An 18,783-nucleotide genomic window follows, 5' to 3' on the forward strand; every position below is an offset into this window, starting at 1 on the left:
CCTACTAGCCTTCCATGGTTGCCATTTACCAGATTGCCCTCCACATTTTTTCGTGCTTAACCCAGGGGAACCATTATGTCCAGAACTGTCGTTATTGATCCCGTGACCCGCATTGAAGGCCATGCGAAAATCTCGATTTTTCTTGATGATGCAGGGGAAGTCTCCGATGCTCGCTTCCATGTGGTGGAATATCGTGGCTTCGAGAAATTTTGTGAAGGTCGCCCCTTCACCGAAATGGCTGGGATTACGGCTCGAATTTGTGGGATCTGCCCGGTCAGTCATCTCCTGGCGGCTGCCAAAACCGGAGATAAAATTCTCGCCGTCCAGATTCCCCCAGCAGCAGAAAAATTGCGGCGATTGATGAACCTAGCACAACTGACCCAATCCCACGCCCTATCCTTCTTTCACCTCAGTAGCCCGGACTTTCTCCTGGGTTGGGACAGTGATCCAGCAAAGCGCAATGTCTTTGGCCTGATTGATGCCAATCCCGATTTAGCCAGAGCTGGAATTCGGCTGCGACAATTTGGTCAAACCATCATTGAGTTATTGGGGGCGCGGAAGATTCATGCCGCCTGGACAGTTCCCGGTGGCGTGCGATCGCCGTTATCCGAGGAAGGGCGGCAATGGATTTGCGATCGACTGCCGGAGTCCTTCGCCACCCTTCACCTGGCCTTAGACCTGTTTAAGGGGATGCTGGATGGGCCGCTGCAAGCAGAGGTGAATCTGTTTGGTGCCTTCCCTTCCTTATTTATGGGGTTAGTGGGGGCAACGGGTGAGTGGGAGCACTATGGGGGTCATCTGCGTTTTACCGATAGCCAAGGGCAGATCGTTGCCGATCATTTAAGTGAAGACGACTATCAAACCTTTCTCGGCGAAGCTGTGGAACCGTGGTCATACCTCAAATTTCCCTACTACAAACCCTGGGGCTACCCCGATGGCATTTACCGGGTCGGCCCCTTGGCGCGGCTCAATGTCTGCGATCGCATTGGTATGCCAGGGGCGGATCAGGAACTCCAAAACCTCCGCGATCGCGCCCAGGGGACACCCACCTCTTCTTTTCTCTACCATTACGCCCGCCTGATTGAGATTCTGGCCTGCTTAGAACACATTCAAGCCTTGATGGATGACCCGGATATTCTTTCCCATCGCGTGCGCGCCCACGGCGGGGTGAATCAACTGCATGCGATTGGGGTGAGCGAAGCCCCACGGGGAACCCTGTTCCATCACTACCGGGTGGATGAGGATGGTCTGATCAAAGCAGTGAACCTGATTATTGCTACGGGTCAAAATAACCTGGCGATGAACAAAACCGTTGCCCAAATTGCCAAGGAATATATTCATAACGCCAGCAATGGTCATGAAATTTCCGAGGGATTGCTGAATCGGGTTGAAGCGGGCATTCGCTGCTTTGATCCCTGTCTCTCCTGTTCCACCCATGCGGCGGGTCAGATGCCCCTGCACCTGCAATTGGTGAATGCGAAGGGCGACGTGGTCAGTGAACGCTTTGCAAATTGATGACACCCACAGCCGTTCCACCCCAAATTTTAGTCATTGGCTATGGCAATACCCTCAGAGGCGATGATGGCATCGGCTATCAGGTGGCTGAAGCAGTTGCAGCATGGCAACGACCCCACCTGCGATCGCTGCCGGTACATCAACTGCTACCCGAACTAGCAGCGGCGATCGCCGATGTAGACGTGGTCGTCTTCATTGATGCCGCCATTGTCAGTCATCCCTCGTCACCCCATATCACCGTAGAATCCTTGATAGCGGCTAGGGATGCCACCTTTAGAACCCATCTAATCACTCCCCAGTTCCTGTTAGGTCTGAGCCAACGACTTTACGGTGCAGCACCCACTGCCTATTTGCTGACGATTCCCGCCATAGATTTTGCCTTGGGGACAACCTTGTCGCCCCTCGCCTGTAGAGGGAAAGCCTTGGCCTTAGGGATCTGTCACGACATTTTTCAGCGGTTGAACACCGATCAAAAAACTTGCCCCCTTTTCAGCTCTCAGGACTGACCCCGTGGCTGACAGCAGTTGCCAGGGAGCGCTCCAATAGGAACGCATGGTTGACGAACGTAGACCCTTAGGTTGGTGATTCAGCCGCTGATTTTTGCCGCCAACGGCTGGCACGCTCCTCAGCTTCCGCCATGACCAAAGCCATGCGGCCATCGATCATCTCACCGGGGGTAATTTTCTAGCACCTTGGTCGAGAGAGCGATCCGCCCTTTGGCTTCATCCCGATCTACAATTACGGCTTGCAGCGGTTGTCCCAGCTGAAACAACTCCGGGAGCGATCGCACAAACTGATTGCTGATCTGGTTAATGTGGAGCAGTCCCGTGGTGCCTTCAAAGTCGATAAACAAGCCAAAGGGCTTAATGCTGGCAACCTTGCCGTCAATCAGTTGACCCACCTCAAACTGACTGACACTGGCAGATCGTGCTGCCTGTCGCTGCGATAACACCAGTTTGCCCCGTTCGGAGTCTACTTCCAGGAACCCCACGGTCAGGGTTTGGCCTTTGAGGGCTTCGAGATTTTCTCGCGCTACCAGGTGCGATCGCGGAATAAAGCCCCGCAGACCTCGGGTGGCGACGGTCACCCCGCCCTTATTTAACCCCGTAACCCGCACCGACAGGGTTTGGTTGTTTTCTTGCATTTGTTTCAACTGCTCCCAAACCTGCAAGATTTCCATCCGCTTCCGGGACAGGGTGACCTGACCCTCGGCGTCTTGCTCCCGAATAATCATAAACTCCTGCTCAGATTGCAGGGGCAGGATCTCCGTGACCTTGACGTTGGGATTCAGAGCCACCTCAGCAGCAGGCAAATAAGCCAGAGATTTAGCACCAATATCAACATAGGCACCATCGGATTCGTAGCTGTAGACTTTGCCAGTTACCATCTGTCCAGTGGGGAAATGGTAATCGTGCTGTTCCAGTGCCCTGGCAAAATCCTCCATCGAGAACGATGCAGCAGTTTCGCGGGAGCGGGCAGATTTAGAAGTCATAGACACTATGCAAACATTTAGCAAAAACTCGCTCTACTAGGATACAAGTTCTGCACCGGGTAGCGGTTGACGAATCAGCTGCAGCTGTTGATGATCTCGTAGCCAGCGGAATTGAAAGACGCGCTGGGCAGCTACGGTAACAGCTGTCATAAAGCTGTGATTTGCCATCACCCCCAAGGGAATCCCCAGAATCGGTACGGAACTGCCACTAAATTTTTCGATCAAGTTCTCGACGGCCCGCTTGAAAATTGCTTCAATACTGCCTTCTACCAAGTTATCTTCCACCGCCCCTTCCAGAATATCCTCCAGGGTTTGCCGATCTAGCTGCTGGTGGAGATCCCGCAGTGCGAGCAGCGCCTGAGTTTTTTTCCTCGGGGGTCATCGCGGTGCTCACCCCCAAAATTCGCCAGGCAAATTCCTGCTCTAAAGCAGTTTGGGGACTGTAGCCATAACATAACCCCACTTGGTGGATGGTTTGCAACGCCAGAATAATCGAGAGCGGAATATCGGCCATCTCACCAAAGGTTTCTAGGAGAGCAACGGTGCCTCCCTCCAGATCGGACAGGGTGATGGCACGGTTCGTAATGGTCTGAGTCAGGCGATCGCAGATCTCCAGGGATTTCTGGCCTAGTTCGTGATGATGGGTGATTTCAGCCGCAGCTTGCAACCAGTCCCAATCATCCTGCCAGCGAGTGGTTACCTGATCACACAACCGCAGGGTCGCTTGCAGCACCTCAAGGGGTAGCAGCACATCGGTCAAGACCTTGACCGGGTAAAGGACGGTCGCCACCGCCGTGGAGATCGCTTCCGGCGGTTCCGCTTCCCAGTCATCAATAGCCAAGATTTGCTGGGCTTCGTAGGCGGTAATTGCCCCCGTGACTTCAAACCAGTCGGCCTTCAGCCTGCAAACGGAGGCGGTGGGATCCGTCGCCTGCTGAATGATGTCGATGAGTTGGGGCAGCCAGTCGTCAGGAACCAGGGTTGGATCTTGGAAGTTGATCACAACGGAGCCAGCCGCTGGATTGATGCGCACCGCCGCCACACCTGCCAAAGATGCTAGGAGGGCTTGTAAAGATTGCGGGTAGGTAGGATCTAACTTCAGGCGCGGAATGCTCAAACGCATTCGCCCCCGGCTGCTATGGAGGACTTGGTAGGCAACGGTCTGGGAAACGGGGTCACTGGGAGTGGAGCTCACCATCGGGGGATCCATAGGGGTTGATGCCATCACTTGGGTTACCTGGTTGAGAACGGCCTGAGCATTCACCGCTGTATCCATGATTCCTCCCCCAGAATTCCTAGTAGTCTATCAAGCAAACGCTGTGCGCCAGAGCTGCTGTAACTGCATCCAGGCATCCGCTGCTGCTTCCGGATGGTAATCAGGTCGCTGGTTACAGAAAAATCCATGCCCCACTGGATACCGATAGATCTGGTGTGGAATCTGATGGGTTGCTAGGGCGGCCTCGATTTGATCGATCTGTTCTACGGGAATTAAGGGATCGCGAGTGCCAAAAAAGCCATAGACCGTTCCCTGAATCTCTGGGGTGCGCGTAATCGTGGGTGCGCCGCCCCCAGGGGTAAAGGTGGCGATGCCCGCTCCATAGAAGCAGGCAGTGGCGCGAATGGCTGGCAGGGTGGCGGCCAAGTAGGCCACATGACCCCCAAAACAGAACCCCAGGCAGGCGATCGCCCCTGGTTTGAAATTGGGTAGGGTCTGGAGATAGGTAATCGTGGCAGTAGTGTCACTCAATAATTGAGCCGCAGTCGTTTGATCCTTGTGATACCGACCGAGTTCCAGATCAGCGGCATTGTAGCCGACGTCAAAGCCCGGTGCGGTGCGTTGATAAATCGCCGGGGCGATCGCCAGATATCCTTCTTGGGCAATTCGTTCTGTCACCTCCCGAATGTGGGCATTGACCCCAAATACCTCCTGAAAGACAATGACCGCTGGATAAGTTCCCGCAGCCATGGGTTGAGCCAGATACGCCTCAATCTGAAGATCCAGGTTGGGGATATGAACGGTGCTTGTCCGAATTTCCATGGTGATGTTGTCCGCCCAGACACTTGCTGTTCAGATTCTAGGGGAATTCGGCGCTGACGGACGTTCAACCCCAGATCTAATCCGACAAGCCAGATTCTTGAGGAAATCTGCTCGATGAACTGGCTGACTTCACCGGCGTGTGTTCCGGTAACCCATGCCCTTGGGCATCTAAAAACAGTCCCAACTGGTTATTCAGGCTGGCTTTTGGCGTTGCTGGTTAGCGGTATGAATCTACTCCTTCTGGCGATCGCAAAATTCACTTATACCTGGCTGGTGGCATTGTCAAGATCTTCGATTCATACTTGGATTAAGCAACGCCAAAAAATCATCATGATCAACCAGTGGATTAATATTGAACACGCCCTCGATTATCTGCGGCGGGCGGACAACATTCCCCATCGCACCGAGGGAGAAGCAGTCCTCCTCGATCACGTCCCCCAAACCGTGAAGCGCATCCTTGATCTAGGAACCGGGAATGGTCGATTACTGGCGTTACTGAAAGTAGATCGTCCCCAAGCCCAGGGAGTGGCCTTAGATTTTTCGCCCACGATGCTGGCAGAAGTGGGGGCACGTTTTGCGGCGGATGCCACCGTGACCATTGTTGATCACAATCTAGACCTGCCCTTGCCAGACTTGGGAACATTTGATGCCGTGGTGTCTAGTTTTGCCATTCACCACTGCACCCATCCCCGTAAACAGGCGCTCTATGCCGAAATTTTTGCCTGCCTACAACCAGGAGGAATTTTTTGCAACCTGGAACATGTGGCATCTCCCACCCCTAAACTCCATGCTCACTTTCTCGAGAGCATTGGCTACACCCCCGAAACAGAAGACCCCTCGAACAAACTGCTGGATGTCGAAACCCAGTTGCATTGGTTACGGCAGATGGGATTTATAGAGGTTGATTGCTACTGGAAATGGCTGGAAATGGCCTTACTGATCGGACTGAAGCCTCTCTAGATCGGTCGTTAAAAATTTCAACCTGATCAATTTCGTGCCTGTTGGGTAGAGATGCAAGCAGCTCGAGGGGTCAAGATAAAACTTGTCAACGCTGCAATGGTAATAATCGGAGTCAGGGTGGTACTGGAAAGAATCGCCACAATTAAGATGATACTGATCGGGGTTCTCAGCAGGGCAATGGCGATCGCGGCCATCATGCAGGAAACCGCAACCGTAGCCGGAATTGCCGGAACCAGCAGACTCACGGCTTCGCCAACCGCGGCCCCAATGAAGAACAAACTAAACACATAGCCACCACGAAACCCCGTATTGAGACTGACACTAAAGGCAAGGATTTTCCCCAGGGCTGATAGCAACAACATTCCTACCCCTAACTTGGCACCCTGATTAATCATGGTTTGAATCTGTGGTTCACCAAAGAACAGCGTCAGGGGAGCAACCGTGGCAATCAATCCAATTACCAGTCCTCCCAGCATATTCAGCAGGATCGGAGAGCCAGCAAGTCCCTGAGTTAGATACCCCGTGCCCCGAAACACCACCACGGTGAACCCCGCAACCCCAGCGCCTAGGATGCCGAGACAGAGGGCATAGAGAAAATCAACCGCATGGAGTTGGGGATAGGCGGGAAATAGATACTCCCCGCCAATGGTCAGACCTGTAGCGGTGCGAAAAACCATAAATCCGCAGGTAGAGGCCACCAGGGTAGGAACCAGCGCTTCGTAATATTCCAAACCCTTGCGGTGGGGAAACTCCAACGCCAAGAGCGCACTGCCAACGGGGGAGCCGAAAAAGGCACCTAACCCCGCACCGACGCCACAAAAGGTCAAGATCCGCAGCTGTTCGTTCGGTAGTTTTAGCTTTTCTCCCAGCCAACTGCCCAAGCCACCGCTGATGTCAACAATGGGAGATTCAGGCCCCACACTACTTCCACAACTAATTGAGATCAGAGAGGTAGTCAGCATCGCGGGAATTTGGCGGTAATCCACTCGCCCTTGCCGATGGATTTCATCAATCACTTCATTCATCGAACTCGGGGCACCGAGCCAGCGAACCGTCAGTGCCACTAATAACCCACCGACCATGGTCACCAACCACCCATAGGTAAACACCTGGGGAGCATTGGGTTCGGGGGCACCGGAAAGTACCAATCCGACCAACCAAAACCCTAGTTCCATCGCCAAGTAGTAGGCGGTGGCGACCCAGCCAACCCCAAAACCAATAATGGTGGCATAGAGTAGCAACCGACGATAGGTTATGGACTCTCTGCTGATATCACGCATGGGTGGGATTGAACATAGGCCAATTTACGCACCAGCATACGTGGTTGGGAAGCAATTGCAACTTGACTTCAGTCACGTGAGGCCATTAAGCCTGAGAGTGGGGAGTGAGAGTGCAGCCAACGGCGATAGAGTACCTTGTGATGAATGCTCTGGAAACTCTGGGGGTAGTCAGAAGGAAGACGTTGGATGAAGGAACTGCTTGATGTAGCAGGACAACGCCATCTTCAAGTTGGCGGTGATCCGTATCGAGCTGCTGACTGTAACCAGTTGTTGAACCAGGATGAACTGCATGAGTTGCTATCTATCCTGCGATCGCTGTCTGCTTGCCAACCCTTACCTGCCAGATAATAATGCCAGCAGTAGGCTCTGCCGGAGGGCAACCTACCGCCTGGTGAATGTTCGATGCTGCCTGACCAGCACTATATTTAACTTGGAGAAGTTAAATATAGTGCTGAGATTTACAGTTAATCGATAGTTCGTCGATCTGCTGATGCGATTTATTGGGTGTAGGACGTATGGGGATTTTTGGCGGTATCTTGCTAGTCGTTGGCATTGTTTTGTTCTTTGTTCAGAAGCACCACAAAGAAAAGCTGCGGAGTGTGCGGCTAGCTCGGTCAGCGGCGATCGCCGATCTCAATCTCATTGCCGCTGAGATTGCGCAAGAAATGGGGCAGGGCAGCTGGCGAGATTACGTCAAGGTCAATGGCAAGATCCAGTGTGATCAACCCCTGAACTCAGAGCTGAAGCAGTCTCCCTGTGTCTATTACTCCATGAACGTTACCCGCGAGTATGAAGAGACCGTCACCCGCCAAGACAGTGAGGGTAAAACCGTGCGGGAAACTCAGCGCGGTTCTGAAACCATTGCTAGCAACTCCCAATCCACCCCTTTTTATGTCCAGGACAAAACCGGCAAAATTCTGGTCAGTCCTGACACTGCCGATATTGAAACAGTCCAGATTCTGAACGAATTTCGTCAGGGCAAGCAAAGTTCTGGCAGTCTTTCCTTTGGTAATTTCTCGATCGACCTCAATGTCAGTCTGGGGTCTGGTGGACGTCGGACTCTGGGCTATCGCTACACCGAGTCGATTTTACCCGTGGGTCGGAATGTGTTTGTCTTGGCAACCGCCAGTGATGAGACCGGGGAGTTAACCCTGCGCCGACCCACAGAATCTGGTCGCAAGTTTGTGATTTCCCTGAAGTCGGAGGATGAATTGGCCAAGGACACACAACGGGTGATTACCTACTCGTTTTATGGCATGATTGCTTCCCTTGTGATAGGAGTGGTGCTATTACTGCTGGCACTGGTGAGTTAGGGGGCAGGAATGGGGTCATAGAAGTTCTCAGCATGACTGAATTGCAAACTTTGATGCTGATTTGAAGATCGCTCCAGGGGGTGGCAACTGCCGGAGTTGCGGACTGGGATGGGGTTTGGCTTCAAAAATTTTAATAAAAATTCTCATCAAATCGGTCTAACGTAGCAATTTAGGTGGATGTTGCGGATTATGGGTTTTATACGCAGTTGACTTTAGCGCCAGGAATTTTAGCATGAGCAGTAATTTAGCAACCAAGTTACGTGAGGGAACGAAAAAGTCCCATACGATGGCAGAGAATGTTGGCTTTGTGAAATGTTTCCTCAAAGGGGTCGTTGAGAAAACCTCCTATCGGAAACTCGTTGCCAATCTCTACTTCGTTTATACGGCCATGGAAGAAGAGATGGAGCGCCATCGTCAACACCCCATCCTGTCTCAGATTTACTTCCCCGAGTTAAATCGCAAGGCTAGTTTGGAGCAAGATTTAGGTTTCTACTTTGGCACCCATTGGCGAGATCAAGTCGCTCCCTCTCCGGCGGCTCAGGCTTATGTGCAGCGGATTCGGGAGATCTCTGCCTCGGAGCCTGAGTTGCTGATTGCCCACTCCTATACCCGCTACTTAGGGGATCTCTCCGGGGGGGCAAATTCTCAAGGGGATTGCTCAACGGGCCATGAACTTATCCGAGGGGCAGGGAACCGCCTTCTATGAGTTTGCCGCGATCGCCGATGAGAAGGCGTTCAAAGCCAAGTATCGTCAGGCCATGAATGATATTTCCTTTGATGAGGCAACCTGCGATCGCATTGTCGATGAAGCCAATGCCGCCTTTGGCATGAACATGAAAATGTTCCAAGAGCTAGAAGGCAATCTGGTTAAAGCCATTGGTCAAATGCTCTTCAATAGCATCACGCGGCGGCGCTCCCGTGGTAGCACGGAGTTGGTAACGGCTGAATAACCACCACCAGCCCTGACTTTTTTTGTGAACAACCCCCTGCATGTCTGGGGGTTTGTTTATATCTAGTGCTGGACAGGCCACCGCATTCCTCTATGGGCGCAACTGCTCAAACAGCCGCGCCACCCGATCTAAATCCTTATCGCCAGGGCTGCGCTCTACCCCGCTGGAGAGGTCAATGCCATTGGGTTTTAGCTGACCCAAGGCTGCCAGCACATTATCTGGGGTGAGACCGCCCGCCAAGAACCAAGGCAGGGGCGGGGAGTAATCCTGAAGCTGCTGCCAGTCGAGGATCTGTCCGGTGCCCCCCAGTCGTTGGGGATGATAGGCATCCAAGAGCAGGGTGTCAATCCAGTCTTGATAAGCACTCCCTTGGTGCAGGGTTGTCAAGGTCTGAACTCGCAGTGCCTTAATTAGTTCCATCCCAGGCAGCATCTGCCGCAATTGCTGACAAAAATTAGGGGACTCCTGACCGTGGAGTTGTATTCCGGTGAGTCCAGCAGTAATTGCCGTCTGGCAAATCACCGTCAGGTTGGCATCGACAAATACCCCAATCCGGTCTGGTGTTTGCCCTTGGGGCAGGCAATTGACCACCTCCCGAATTTGCTGGGGAGACACATAGCGAGGAGATCCCGGAACACAGATGAATCCCAGTGCCGTGGCTCCTAGTTCGGCGATCGCCCGTCCTTGGTCTGGTTTGGTAATGCCGCAGATTTTTACCCGCATTCTGGATCTCCCGATACAACGCACCGGAGGATGTTAACTCTTAAAACAAAGCACCACATCCGATCCAGGTGCTTTTTATAATTCTAGGTGTTTGTAACTACTGTTTGAAATCCGGGAGAAAAAACGTGCTTGACTCGACGTTACTAGGGGTTGCCCAACATACAACGGGTCGTCTGGCTGACTGGTCCGTGGGCGTTGGAGTGGTGATGATTGGCTGTAACTTGTTCGCGATCGCGGTCGGTCGCTTTGCCATTCAAAACGCCGGGGAAGCAGGGCTATCCCTACCGGGCAAAGTTCCGGCACTGTGGAAGCGTTTTGGCCTACCCGAACTTCTGGCAACCGTGAGCCTCGGCCATGTGTTAGGAGCGGGTGTTATTTTAGGGCTGACGAACGCTGGAATGCTCTAAAAATCGTCCTTCAGTAGATTCAGAACATCCGTTCATCCTCTCAACCGAGAAGTTGCATCGGTTACCTCTCGGTTGATTTAGGTGTCCTGGTTGGATGAACTGGAAGGAACCACCAGAGAGATTTAAACAACCTAAATTATCCGGTTTAGGAATCCCACCCCCAAAGAAGTGGGAGGGTGTCAAAATGGAGGTTACCCAAGCGATCGATTTTGCAGGAGGCGATTGTGAACCCCTATAGCACTAAGCTATTACAACTCAACCTATCCGGTGTGGGTTTTTGGCTCACCTTCCTCGGAATTCTCTGGCTTCTGGGAGCCGTCGGCTTGGGCTGGCTGGTGAACTCTGTGTTGATTTTGCTGGGCTTGATTTTCATCGCTCCCGTCCTAGCCTTTTTCGGGTTTCGTTGGTGGCTCCAGCGCAATCTGGTTCAAGGTGAATGCCCCATCTGCCAGTTTGAATTGACGGGGTTGAACCGTACCCAATTCCAATGCCCCAATTGCCAAGAGTCTCTGAAGGTGGAATCAGGACAGTTTGTGCGGCTGACGCCACCTGGAACCATTGATGTACAGGCAGTGGAGGTGACAGCTCAGCGCCTAGAGGATTGACCCTGGGCAATCTCGTTCCTAACAGTAAGTTGAAACATCTTCCTGGCAATCATCGGCCAGATAGGATAAGGCTCGGAATCGCAGAAACACGAGCTGTTCATAGAGCGGATTCAGCTTACACAGGGGGGGGATATGGACGACTTTATGCCCGAAGAGGTTGATATCTCGCTCAAAGGGACACTGGGACGGGATCATCTTGCAGAGGAAACGAGCCACCCGTGGATCCTGAATCTCCAGTTGATCCAGCCAGTCTCTTACCGGATGTAGCAGATCGGGTTTGGTGTCTGCATGGGGGTCTACCGCTACCAGGCGTTGGCGAGCCAAGAGGTTGGCGCTTTCGCTATCCTCTCCGGCATTCACTGGATCTGCCTCATCCGGCACACACAGGGTGAGGCGTAGCGCCTCCAGTGCCTCTGGCTTTTGTTCCAGTGCCGTTGCCAACTGGTGCAATACCTGATCTTCACGGCTGGAGTAAAGGCCGTCTGCCACAGCTACCATGACCGCTGTTCTTAAGAAGTTTTCGCGGATGTTGCTTTCAGGCCCTAGAGCTGTGGCAAGTTCGGTGGCAGTAATCGGTTGCAATCTCTCTAAATCAGTCCGGGCGGCCAGTTCCCCGTGGGTGAGGGAGGCTATGAACTGCTGTTCTTCAGGATTGAAGTTGCCATCGGCCCAGGCGATCGCCAGCAGTCCCCGGAGCCAGGCCACGATCTGTTCATCGCTGTAGGAAGGTTTCACGACGCTCGTCATAATGCTAGTCAGAATAATTCCTCATCTATACCAGTTTCCCCTATCCGAGATACCACCGTGAACTAACGGTAAACTGGAAAGCTGAACCTGCGATATGGAAGGATTGCCTTGTGACCCTGCGAGAGCTTGCACTATTACTAATGTCGATCCTGATGAGTGTGGCAGGGCAGTTTTTCTTAAAGGCAGGGGCACTACGTCTGGGAAAGGTCAATTCCACGAATATTATCAGCCACCTCGTGAGTATTGTCACCACTCCTGAACTCCTAGCGGGTCTGACCTGCTATGGCTTGGGAGCCTTTGCCTACATTTTGCTGCTCACCCGGGTCAAGCTTAGCGTCGCCGCCCCTTCCATTGCCCTGGTTTATGTGTTCTCGGTGATGATTGGATTTCTGATCTTTCGCGAACCCGTCCCCCTCAGTCGTGTCTTCGGACTGGGATTAATTGTGGGCGGCGTGGTGCTAGTGGTCTGGAAAAGTTAACCCCTCGGGTTCAGCTCAGGGCGGATCGCAGCTGCACGGCGCAGGCTTTCAGCTCTGGTTGCCCCGAATCAGGACAGGACTCGGCATGGGTAAGCGCATTGGCTTCCGCCTGTTCAGCCCAAAGTTCTCCCCAATGCATGGGCACAAATACAGTGCCAGGGGCGATCGCCGCAGTCACCTTGGCCGGGAATTGCGCATAACCCCGGCGAGACTGAACCTTTACCAAGTCCCCAGGTTGAATCTGGAGGGTCGCAGCATCACGGGGATGAATTTCAATAAAGGGCGCTGGATGCATTTGCCGGATTTTATCAATACGCCCGGTGCGGGTTTGGGTATGCCAGTGACCGTAGAGCCTACCCGTTGTTAACACCCAGGGGTACTCCGGATCGGGGGGTTCTGCCAACCCTCGGGAGTGATAGGCGGCGAATTTAGCCCGACCATCGGGGGTCTGGAACTGGCAATCGGTGTAGAGACGTTTCGGTGACAAATCCAGGGGTTCGCCCTCTGGACAGGGCCACTGTAACGGCCCGACCTCCCGTAGTCGCTGGTGACTGATCCCGGTCATGTCGCAGGGACGCCCACGGGTGAGTTGGACAAACTCAGCATGGACATCCGCTGCCGATTCAAAGGGGAACTGCTCTCCAAACCCGAGCCGCCGTCCGACGTCGGCAAAAACTCGCCCAATCCTCCCGATCTTCGCCGCAGGGGGCTTGAAAGGCAGGGCAGAGAGTGACGCGGCGCTCGGAGTTGGTCATGGTTCCCGTTTTCTCGCTCCACTGGGTTGCGGGCAAAAGCACATGGGCGTAGGCAGAGGTTTCGGTGGGATAGTAGGCTTCTTGATAGATGGTGAATGCAGACTGCCGCAGCGCCGCCTTGGTCCGCGCTAGATCGGGGAGACTGACCACCGGATTCGTGGCGGCGATCCAGAGTAAGCCCACGGCTCCCGTTTCCAGACCCAGAATCATCTCCCAGGCAGTTCGCCCCGGATAGGGGGAAATTTGTCCGGGGGGCAGCCCCCAAAACTGCTCAACTTCTGCCCGGTGCTGTGGATCTTTGACCGACCGATAACCCGGTAAGAGGTGAGACAGCCCCCCCGCTTCCCGCCCCCCATGGCATTGGGCTGGCCCGTCAGTGAAAAACGGCCCCGCTCCGGGCTTACCAATCTGCGCCGTCATCAGGTGCAGATTAATCAAGGTGCGAACTTTCGCAGTCCCTTCCCGAGACTGGTTGATACCCATGGACCAGAGGGAGAGGACTCGCTGGGATTCCCCCCGAATAGCGAGCGGTTTGTTCGAGATCGGCAATGCTGATGCCGCATTTCTGCGCCGTGATTTCAGGGGGTATAGTGCTGCACCACCGCTGCACAGGCAGCAAAGTTTGTGGTGTGGTGTTGAATAAATTCAGGGCGATCGTAGCCCCAGTGCAGGAGCAGATAGGCAATGCCATTGAGCAGATCAATGTCGGTGCCGGGACGAATTGCCAAATGCACATCCGCGACCTCGGCGGTTGGAGTACGACGGGGATCGACGACGATGAGTTTGACGTGGGGATGGCGTTTGTGATGCTTGCGGAGGCGATTAAAGAGAATCGGATGGCATTCTGCGGCATTGCTGCCAATAATGAAGGCACAATCGGTGAGATCCAGATCGTCGTAGCAGCAGGGGGGGCCATCGGCCCCAAAACTCTGGACATAGCCCGATACCGCCGAGGACATACACAGGCGGGAGTTGGCATCAAAGTTATTGGTGCCGAGACAGCCCTTCATCAGCTTTTGAGCGGTGTAGTAGTCCTCGGTGACGAATTGTCCAGAGCCATACATACAAAGGGCATCGGCTCCCTGAGTCTGTTGGACGGTACGGATGCGATCGCAGATGTGTTCCAGAGCAGTCTCCCAACTCACCCGCTGAAACGGTTGATCCAACCGCTGCCGGAGCATGGGATGGAGGAGTTGGTCTTTGCCCATGGACTCCGCCACGGTTGCCCCTTTGACACACACCATGCCATGGCTGGAGGGATGGGCGCGATCGCCGCGCACGATCCAGGTATGAGAAGCAGCGTCTGGGGAAGTTGACTTGCCAGGGGCAGGGAGGGCTTCTAAACCACAGCCAACCCCACAGTAAGGGCAAAGGGTTCGGGTCACGGTCATGGTTGAGTCATCCCGTCTGGGTGGATTCCCAGCCATCTCCGCTGGGATTTTCTTCCCTCACTTGTAAGCGCTGACAGGGAATTTGCTCTAAAAGGGTCTCTTGACTGTCTTCCGTGGCGCCATAAACGTCCAAGAGGGCATCGGCGGGTACCTCCAAGAGCAACCGTTCCCTGGGAAAAACGATGCGCTGGAAATGCCAGTTGGGAATGTTGACGATAGATGCTAGTTGCACTTCTGTGGTGACATTCTCGTAGTAACAGAGAATTCCATCCGTGAAGCGGGGCAGGGGGGGCGTAAAGGTCTGAGACATAGGGAAGGAGGGGGGTGAGGAGCGACAGGTGAAAGTGCAGTGGCAGGGATCAACGCTGACGGGGGTTACCCGTGGGGAATGACCCTAGGGGTTGAGGGCATGGCGACTGAAGAGGAAATCTAAGGCATGGTTACGGAGGGTGTAATAGGCTGGGTCTTCCAGCAATTGACTGCGATCGCGGGGACGGGGAAAGGGGATCTCCAAAATTTCCCCAATTTGGGCCTGGGGGCCATTGGTCATCATCACAATCCGATCGGCTAAAAATAGGGCTTCATCAATGTCGTGGGTAATCATCATCACCGTGACTTGATGGTTGTGCCAGATCTTCAGCAGTTCTTCCTGGAGTTCTTCCTTGGTAATCGCATCCAAGGCTCCAAAGGGTTCATCTAGAATTAGCACCTGGGGGCAGATTGCTAGGGCACGGGCGATCGCCACCCGTTGCTTCATCCCCCCAGAAAGTGCTTTGGGGCGCTTATGGGCTGCTTCTTCCAAGCCCACTAAGTTGAGATACTCCGTAGCGATCGCGCGTTTTTCGGCGGTAGTTTTTTCGGGATAGACGGCTCGGACGGCCAGATAAATATTTTCAAACGCCGTTTTCCAGGGCAGTAGGGAATAGTTCTGGAATACCACCATGCGATCGGGGCCCGGTCGGGTAATCCGTCGTCCCTGGAGACGCACCTCGCCACTGCTGGGCTTCCGGAAGCCCGAAATCATATCCAGGAGGGTGGTTTTACCACAGCCTGAGTGCCCAATGACGCAGACAAACTCGCCTTCGTAGACCGTCAGGTTCACGTCTTCCAGCACCGTGAAAGGCCCGTTGGCGGTGGGATAAACCTTCGAGACCTGATCGATCACCAGAAAGGGGTCACGGTTGCGGGCAGCAGGGGAGGGCTGGAGCTGAGAAAGGGTTTGCATCGCTTCAGAGGGGGGAAGGGCGGAAGAAGGTGCCGAATCAGTCATGCAGATTTAGGCGGCGGGAGTGAGGGGATCGAGAATGATTTCGGCCACCTGAATCGGACGATTCAGGGGCAGACTCTGGAGATATCCGATGGGATCGTTGGGATCAAAGACCACTCCATCAAAAAGTTGGAAGGGATCCCGGTCGGGTTCGGCATCGGGTAAGCCCAACTGTCGAGCCGCTTCACCGTAGAGATCCACGCGGCGGTTCCGCTCCAGGATCTCCACCCAGTTTTTCGGGAAAGGGGTCATGCCCCATCGGGCCAGCTGGGTGAGAATCCACAGCCCCTCGGCTCGCCCTGGACAGGTGCTGTGATCGACGTAGAACTGATTGAAACGCAGCATCTGGATCGGCTCCCCGATGCCCGTGTCATAGGGGTCAAGCAAACCGGGGGCAAGGTAGCGGGCATCGACGCCCACGTACTGAGGCTGGGCTAATAACCCTAGAATTTCCGGGCGATGGCGGCGATCATCGCAATATTCACAAGCTTCCAGCAACGCCCGCACCAGGGCAAGATGGGTTTGGGGATGCTGCTGAATCCAATCTTCCCGCAGTCCAAGGATTTTCTCAGGATGGGAGGGCCAGATGTCCAGATCGGTAGCCACCACAAACCCCAAGTGTTCTTGCACGGCTCGAGAGTTCCAAGGTTCACCCACGCAATAGCCATCAATATTTCCGGCCTTGAGATTGGCAACCATCTGAGGTGGGGCAATCACGGTCAAATTGACGTCCCGGTCAGGGTCGATTCCCCCCGCTGCCAGCCAGTAGCGCAGCATCAAGTTATGCATCGAATCTGGATGAACAACCCCAAAGGTGGGTACCCGATCGGGGGTAGCCATCAGGGCGGATTTGAGGCTCCTCAGGGATCTCACCCCTTGGTCGTAAAGCTGGCGACTGAGGGTGATCGCGTTGCCGTTACGGGCTAACACTAGGGCGGAGACTATCGGCAGCGGTGTTTCCCCTCCTAACCCGAGGGTGATGCTCAAGGGCATCCCGGCAACCATATGGGCTGCATCGAGACGCTGACTGCGAATCCCCTGGGCGATCGCTTTCCAACTGGGTTCGCGGCAGAGATTGACGGCTGCGAGACCGTGCTTCTGGAAAAAAGCCCATTTCTTTGGCAACCACTAGGGGAGCACAATCGGTTAAGGGAATGAAGCCAATGTCCAAGTTGACCTTCTCTAAACCATTGCCAGCGATCGCCACAATTTTCCGGCTACTCCTGCGCTTCTTGTCTCGCTTTTGCTGGTTGAGAAAATAAATAATCTCATTCCGCAGCCCATAGTAATTAGGATGGTTGACCACCTCCATGCGGGCGCGGGGCCGGGGAATTGGCACCTCTAAAATTTGACCAATATGGGCTTCGGGGCCATTGGTCATCATCACAATGCGATCGGAAAGCAACAGCGCCTCGTCTACATCGTGGGTGACCATCACACAGGTGACCTGACTTTCTTGGCAGACCTGCATCAACTGTTCCTGCAGGTTACCCCGGGTTAGGGCATCCAAGGCTCCAAAGGGTTCGTCCAACAGCAGGACTTTCGGTCGCAGGGCCAAGGCTCGGGCGATCGCCACCCGTTGCTTCATGCCCCCTGACAGTTCTCGGGGCTTTTTGTGAGCCGCAGCCCGTAACCCCACCATATCAATGTGGTGCTGGATGATCAGCCGTCGCTCTCCGGCAGGCAACTGCTTCAGCACCTTGTTCACCCCGAGGGCAATGTTTTGGTAGACCGTTAACCAGGGCAGCAGGGAGTAGTTCTGAAACACCACCATGCGATCAGGGCCAGGTCGGGTGACCTGCCGTCCCTCTAGAATCACTCCGCCCTGGGAAGGGCGTTCCAAACCAGCCAGAATGTTGAGTAGGGTGGACTTACCGCAGCCCGAGTGCCCGATCAGGGAAACAAACTCTCCCCGTTGGATTTTTAAATCGATATTCTTGAGGGCAATGTAGCGATCGCCCTTGGGCAGGGGGAAAACTTTATCAACGTGGTCAATCTCGACATATGTAGACATGGATGAATGCTCCTACTTGTCTTCAGCAGCAACGAAACTAGCCACGAAACCCACCAGCTTATCCAGTAAAAAGCCCACTACGCCAATGTAGATCAGCGCCAGAATCACCTCGCTATTATTGCTACTGTTGTAGGCATTCCAGATAAAAAAGCCAATGCCCGTATCCCCCCGGAGCATCTCAGCAGCAACAATTGCCAACCAGGCTAACCCAATACCCAGACGTAATCCGGTAAACATGTAGGGAACGATGGAGGGCAACAAAATATCCAAGAAGTATTCCTGTCCCGAGAGGCGCAAAACCTTGGCAACATTGCGGTAGTCCTGGGGGATTTGCTGCACCCCCACCGCGGTGTTGAAAATAATCGGCCAGATGGCGGTAATGAAAATCACAAACAGTCCCGCTGGCTCAGAGTTGCGGAAGACGGCGAGGGCAATGGGCAACCAGGCCAGGGGCGGCACGGTGCGTAGCACCTGAAACAGGGGGTCGAGACCGTCGTACATCAGGCGACTGGCACCCACCAAAATCCCCAGGGCAATGCCCACCACCGCTGCTAGAGAATAACCGACGGCCACCCGTTGCAAGCTGGCCAGGGTTTGCCAACCCAGCCCTTTATCCCCACCTTCATTGAGAAAGGGATGAAAGATTAACTCTTGGGTGTCCTCCCACACCTGAAACGGTCCGGGGAGGGTGGCTTTGCCCATCATGGACAACAGTTGCCACAACAGCAAAAATACGGCGAGGGCAACCAGCGGAGCCACAATTTTCTGCGGTCGCTTTTGAAGTTGGGTGAAAAATGCAGGTAACCAGTTCCCCCTGCTGAGTCTTGCGGTCATGGGTGTTTCTCTC

The 18,783-nt window shown here is 54.1% G+C and carries 18 protein-coding genes and 3 pseudogenes; 9 read left to right on the forward strand and 12 right to left on the reverse strand.

Annotated features, from left to right (window positions below):
- Nucleotides 1–75: 75 nt before the first annotated feature.
- Both DO97_RS02480 and DO97_RS02485 read left to right on the forward strand, forming a co-directional pair.
- Complete coding sequence (locus DO97_RS02480; protein ID WP_036530905.1) at nt 76–1,515, forward strand: Ni/Fe hydrogenase subunit alpha; 1,440 nt, start codon at nt 76–78, stop codon at nt 1,513–1,515.
- Complete coding sequence (locus DO97_RS02485) at nt 1,515–2,021, forward strand: hydrogenase maturation protease (RefSeq protein ID WP_036530906.1); 507 nt, start codon at nt 1,515–1,517, stop codon at nt 2,019–2,021. The genes DO97_RS02480 and DO97_RS02485 overlap by 1 nt, the downstream gene beginning before the upstream one ends.
- A 161-nt stretch (nt 2,022–2,182) precedes the next feature.
- On the opposite strand, the gene DO97_RS02490 is transcribed toward DO97_RS02485, so the two are convergent.
- From DO97_RS02490 to DO97_RS02505, 4 genes are read right to left on the reverse strand one after another with little or no spacing between them, the layout of a single operon-like run.
- The gene (locus DO97_RS02490) at nt 2,183–3,007 is read right to left on the reverse strand and encodes a S1 RNA-binding domain-containing protein (RefSeq protein ID WP_239651379.1); all 825 of its coding nucleotides are present in this window, start codon (nt 3,005–3,007) and stop codon (nt 2,183–2,185) included.
- A 36-nt stretch (nt 3,008–3,043) separates the two neighbouring features.
- On the reverse strand, nt 3,044–3,361 hold the full coding sequence (locus DO97_RS02495; protein WP_081980591.1) for an EcsC family protein: 318 nt from the start codon (nt 3,359–3,361) through the stop codon (nt 3,044–3,046).
- Complete coding sequence (locus DO97_RS20460; protein WP_052128299.1) at nt 3,282–4,283, reverse strand: EcsC family protein; 1,002 nt, start codon at nt 4,281–4,283, stop codon at nt 3,282–3,284. Before DO97_RS20460 ends, DO97_RS02495 begins: the two co-directional genes overlap by 80 nt.
- A 30-nt stretch (nt 4,284–4,313) precedes the next feature.
- Nucleotides 4,314–5,045 carry a dienelactone hydrolase family protein gene (locus DO97_RS02505; protein WP_036530909.1) on the reverse strand — a complete coding sequence of 244 codons (732 nt, stop codon included), beginning with the start codon at nt 5,043–5,045 and terminating at the stop codon, nt 4,314–4,316.
- Between the two features lie 330 nt (nt 5,046–5,375).
- Between DO97_RS02505 and DO97_RS02510 the strand changes: the two genes are divergently transcribed.
- Entirely contained in the window at nt 5,376–6,005 is a 630-nt protein-coding gene (locus DO97_RS02510) for a class I SAM-dependent methyltransferase (RefSeq protein WP_036531013.1), read from the forward strand.
- A 26-nt stretch (nt 6,006–6,031) separates the two neighbouring features.
- Here DO97_RS02510 and DO97_RS02515 read toward each other — a convergent pair whose 3' ends face one another.
- Nucleotides 6,032–7,285: a chloride channel protein gene (locus DO97_RS02515; RefSeq protein WP_052128300.1), complete on the reverse strand. Its 1,254-nt coding sequence runs from the start codon at nt 7,283–7,285 to the stop codon at nt 6,032–6,034.
- Nucleotides 7,286–7,471: 186 nt separating this feature from the next.
- Here DO97_RS02515 and DO97_RS23580 point away from each other — a divergent pair, with 186 nt between their 5' ends.
- The 3 genes and pseudogenes from DO97_RS23580 to DO97_RS02525 all read left to right on the forward strand — a co-directional run bounded on the left by DO97_RS23580 (nt 7,472) and on the right by DO97_RS02525 (nt 9,548).
- On the forward strand, nt 7,472–7,633 hold the full coding sequence (locus tag DO97_RS23580) for a hypothetical protein (RefSeq protein WP_156120399.1): 162 nt from the start codon (nt 7,472–7,474) through the stop codon (nt 7,631–7,633).
- Nucleotides 7,634–7,800: 167 nt separating this feature from the next.
- Nucleotides 7,801–8,598, forward strand: a complete 798-nt coding sequence (locus DO97_RS02520; protein WP_036530912.1) for an E3 ubiquitin ligase family protein — start codon at nt 7,801–7,803, stop codon at nt 8,596–8,598.
- A 232-nt stretch (nt 8,599–8,830) separates the two neighbouring features.
- A pseudogene (locus DO97_RS02525) lies at nt 8,831–9,548 on the forward strand (biliverdin-producing heme oxygenase).
- Between the two features lie 90 nt (nt 9,549–9,638).
- Here the strand turns inward: DO97_RS02525 and DO97_RS02530 are convergent.
- Nucleotides 9,639–10,271, reverse strand: a complete 633-nt coding sequence (locus DO97_RS02530; RefSeq protein ID WP_036530914.1) for a phosphoribosylanthranilate isomerase — start codon at nt 10,269–10,271, stop codon at nt 9,639–9,641.
- Between the two features lie 125 nt (nt 10,272–10,396).
- Between DO97_RS02530 and psaK the strand changes: the two genes are divergently transcribed.
- Both psaK and DO97_RS02540 read left to right on the forward strand, forming a co-directional pair.
- Nucleotides 10,397–10,678, forward strand: a complete 282-nt coding sequence (gene psaK / locus DO97_RS02535; protein ID WP_036530916.1) for a photosystem I reaction center subunit PsaK — start codon at nt 10,397–10,399, stop codon at nt 10,676–10,678.
- 224 nt (nt 10,679–10,902) lie between these two features.
- Nucleotides 10,903–11,283, forward strand: coding sequence for a hypothetical protein (locus tag DO97_RS02540; RefSeq protein WP_036531015.1), 381 nt, complete (start codon nt 10,903–10,905; stop codon nt 11,281–11,283).
- A gap of 18 nt (nt 11,284–11,301) precedes the next feature.
- On the opposite strand, the gene DO97_RS02545 is transcribed toward DO97_RS02540, so the two are convergent.
- Entirely contained in the window at nt 11,302–12,030 is a 729-nt protein-coding gene (locus DO97_RS02545; RefSeq protein WP_036530917.1) for a Mo-dependent nitrogenase C-terminal domain-containing protein, read from the reverse strand.
- A 110-nt stretch (nt 12,031–12,140) separates the two neighbouring features.
- On the opposite strand from DO97_RS02545, the gene DO97_RS02550 reads away from it, so the two are divergent.
- Nucleotides 12,141–12,509, forward strand: a complete 369-nt coding sequence (locus DO97_RS02550; RefSeq protein ID WP_036530919.1) for an EamA family transporter — start codon at nt 12,141–12,143, stop codon at nt 12,507–12,509.
- Nucleotides 12,510–12,519: 10 nt separating this feature from the next.
- Here DO97_RS02550 and DO97_RS30640 read toward each other — a convergent pair.
- From DO97_RS30640 to ntrB, 5 genes and pseudogenes are all read right to left on the reverse strand, one after another.
- Nucleotides 12,520–14,655 (reverse strand): annotated as a pseudogene (locus DO97_RS30640) (molybdopterin oxidoreductase family protein).
- Between the two features lie 7 nt (nt 14,656–14,662).
- Nucleotides 14,663–14,965 carry a DUF1830 domain-containing protein gene (locus tag DO97_RS02560; RefSeq protein WP_036530920.1) on the reverse strand — a complete coding sequence of 101 codons (303 nt, stop codon included), beginning with the start codon at nt 14,963–14,965 and terminating at the stop codon, nt 14,663–14,665.
- 84 nt (nt 14,966–15,049) lie between these two features.
- Nucleotides 15,050–15,880: an ABC transporter ATP-binding protein gene (locus tag DO97_RS02565; protein ID WP_036530922.1), complete on the reverse strand. Its 831-nt coding sequence runs from the start codon at nt 15,878–15,880 to the stop codon at nt 15,050–15,052.
- A gap of 51 nt (nt 15,881–15,931) precedes the next feature.
- Nucleotides 15,932–17,936 (reverse strand): annotated as a pseudogene (locus DO97_RS30645) (ABC transporter ATP-binding/substrate-binding protein).
- A 12-nt stretch (nt 17,937–17,948) separates the two neighbouring features.
- Nucleotides 17,949–18,770 (reverse strand): nitrate ABC transporter permease, encoded by an 822-nt coding sequence (gene ntrB / locus DO97_RS02575; protein ID WP_036530923.1) that lies wholly within the window; start codon nt 18,768–18,770, stop codon nt 17,949–17,951.
- Nucleotides 18,771–18,783 lie beyond the last annotated feature (13 nt).

Origin of the sequence: Neosynechococcus sphagnicola sy1 (assembly GCF_000775285.1) — a bacterium.
Lineage (GTDB): Bacteria > Cyanobacteriota > Cyanobacteriia > Neosynechococcales > Neosynechococcaceae > Neosynechococcus > Neosynechococcus sphagnicola.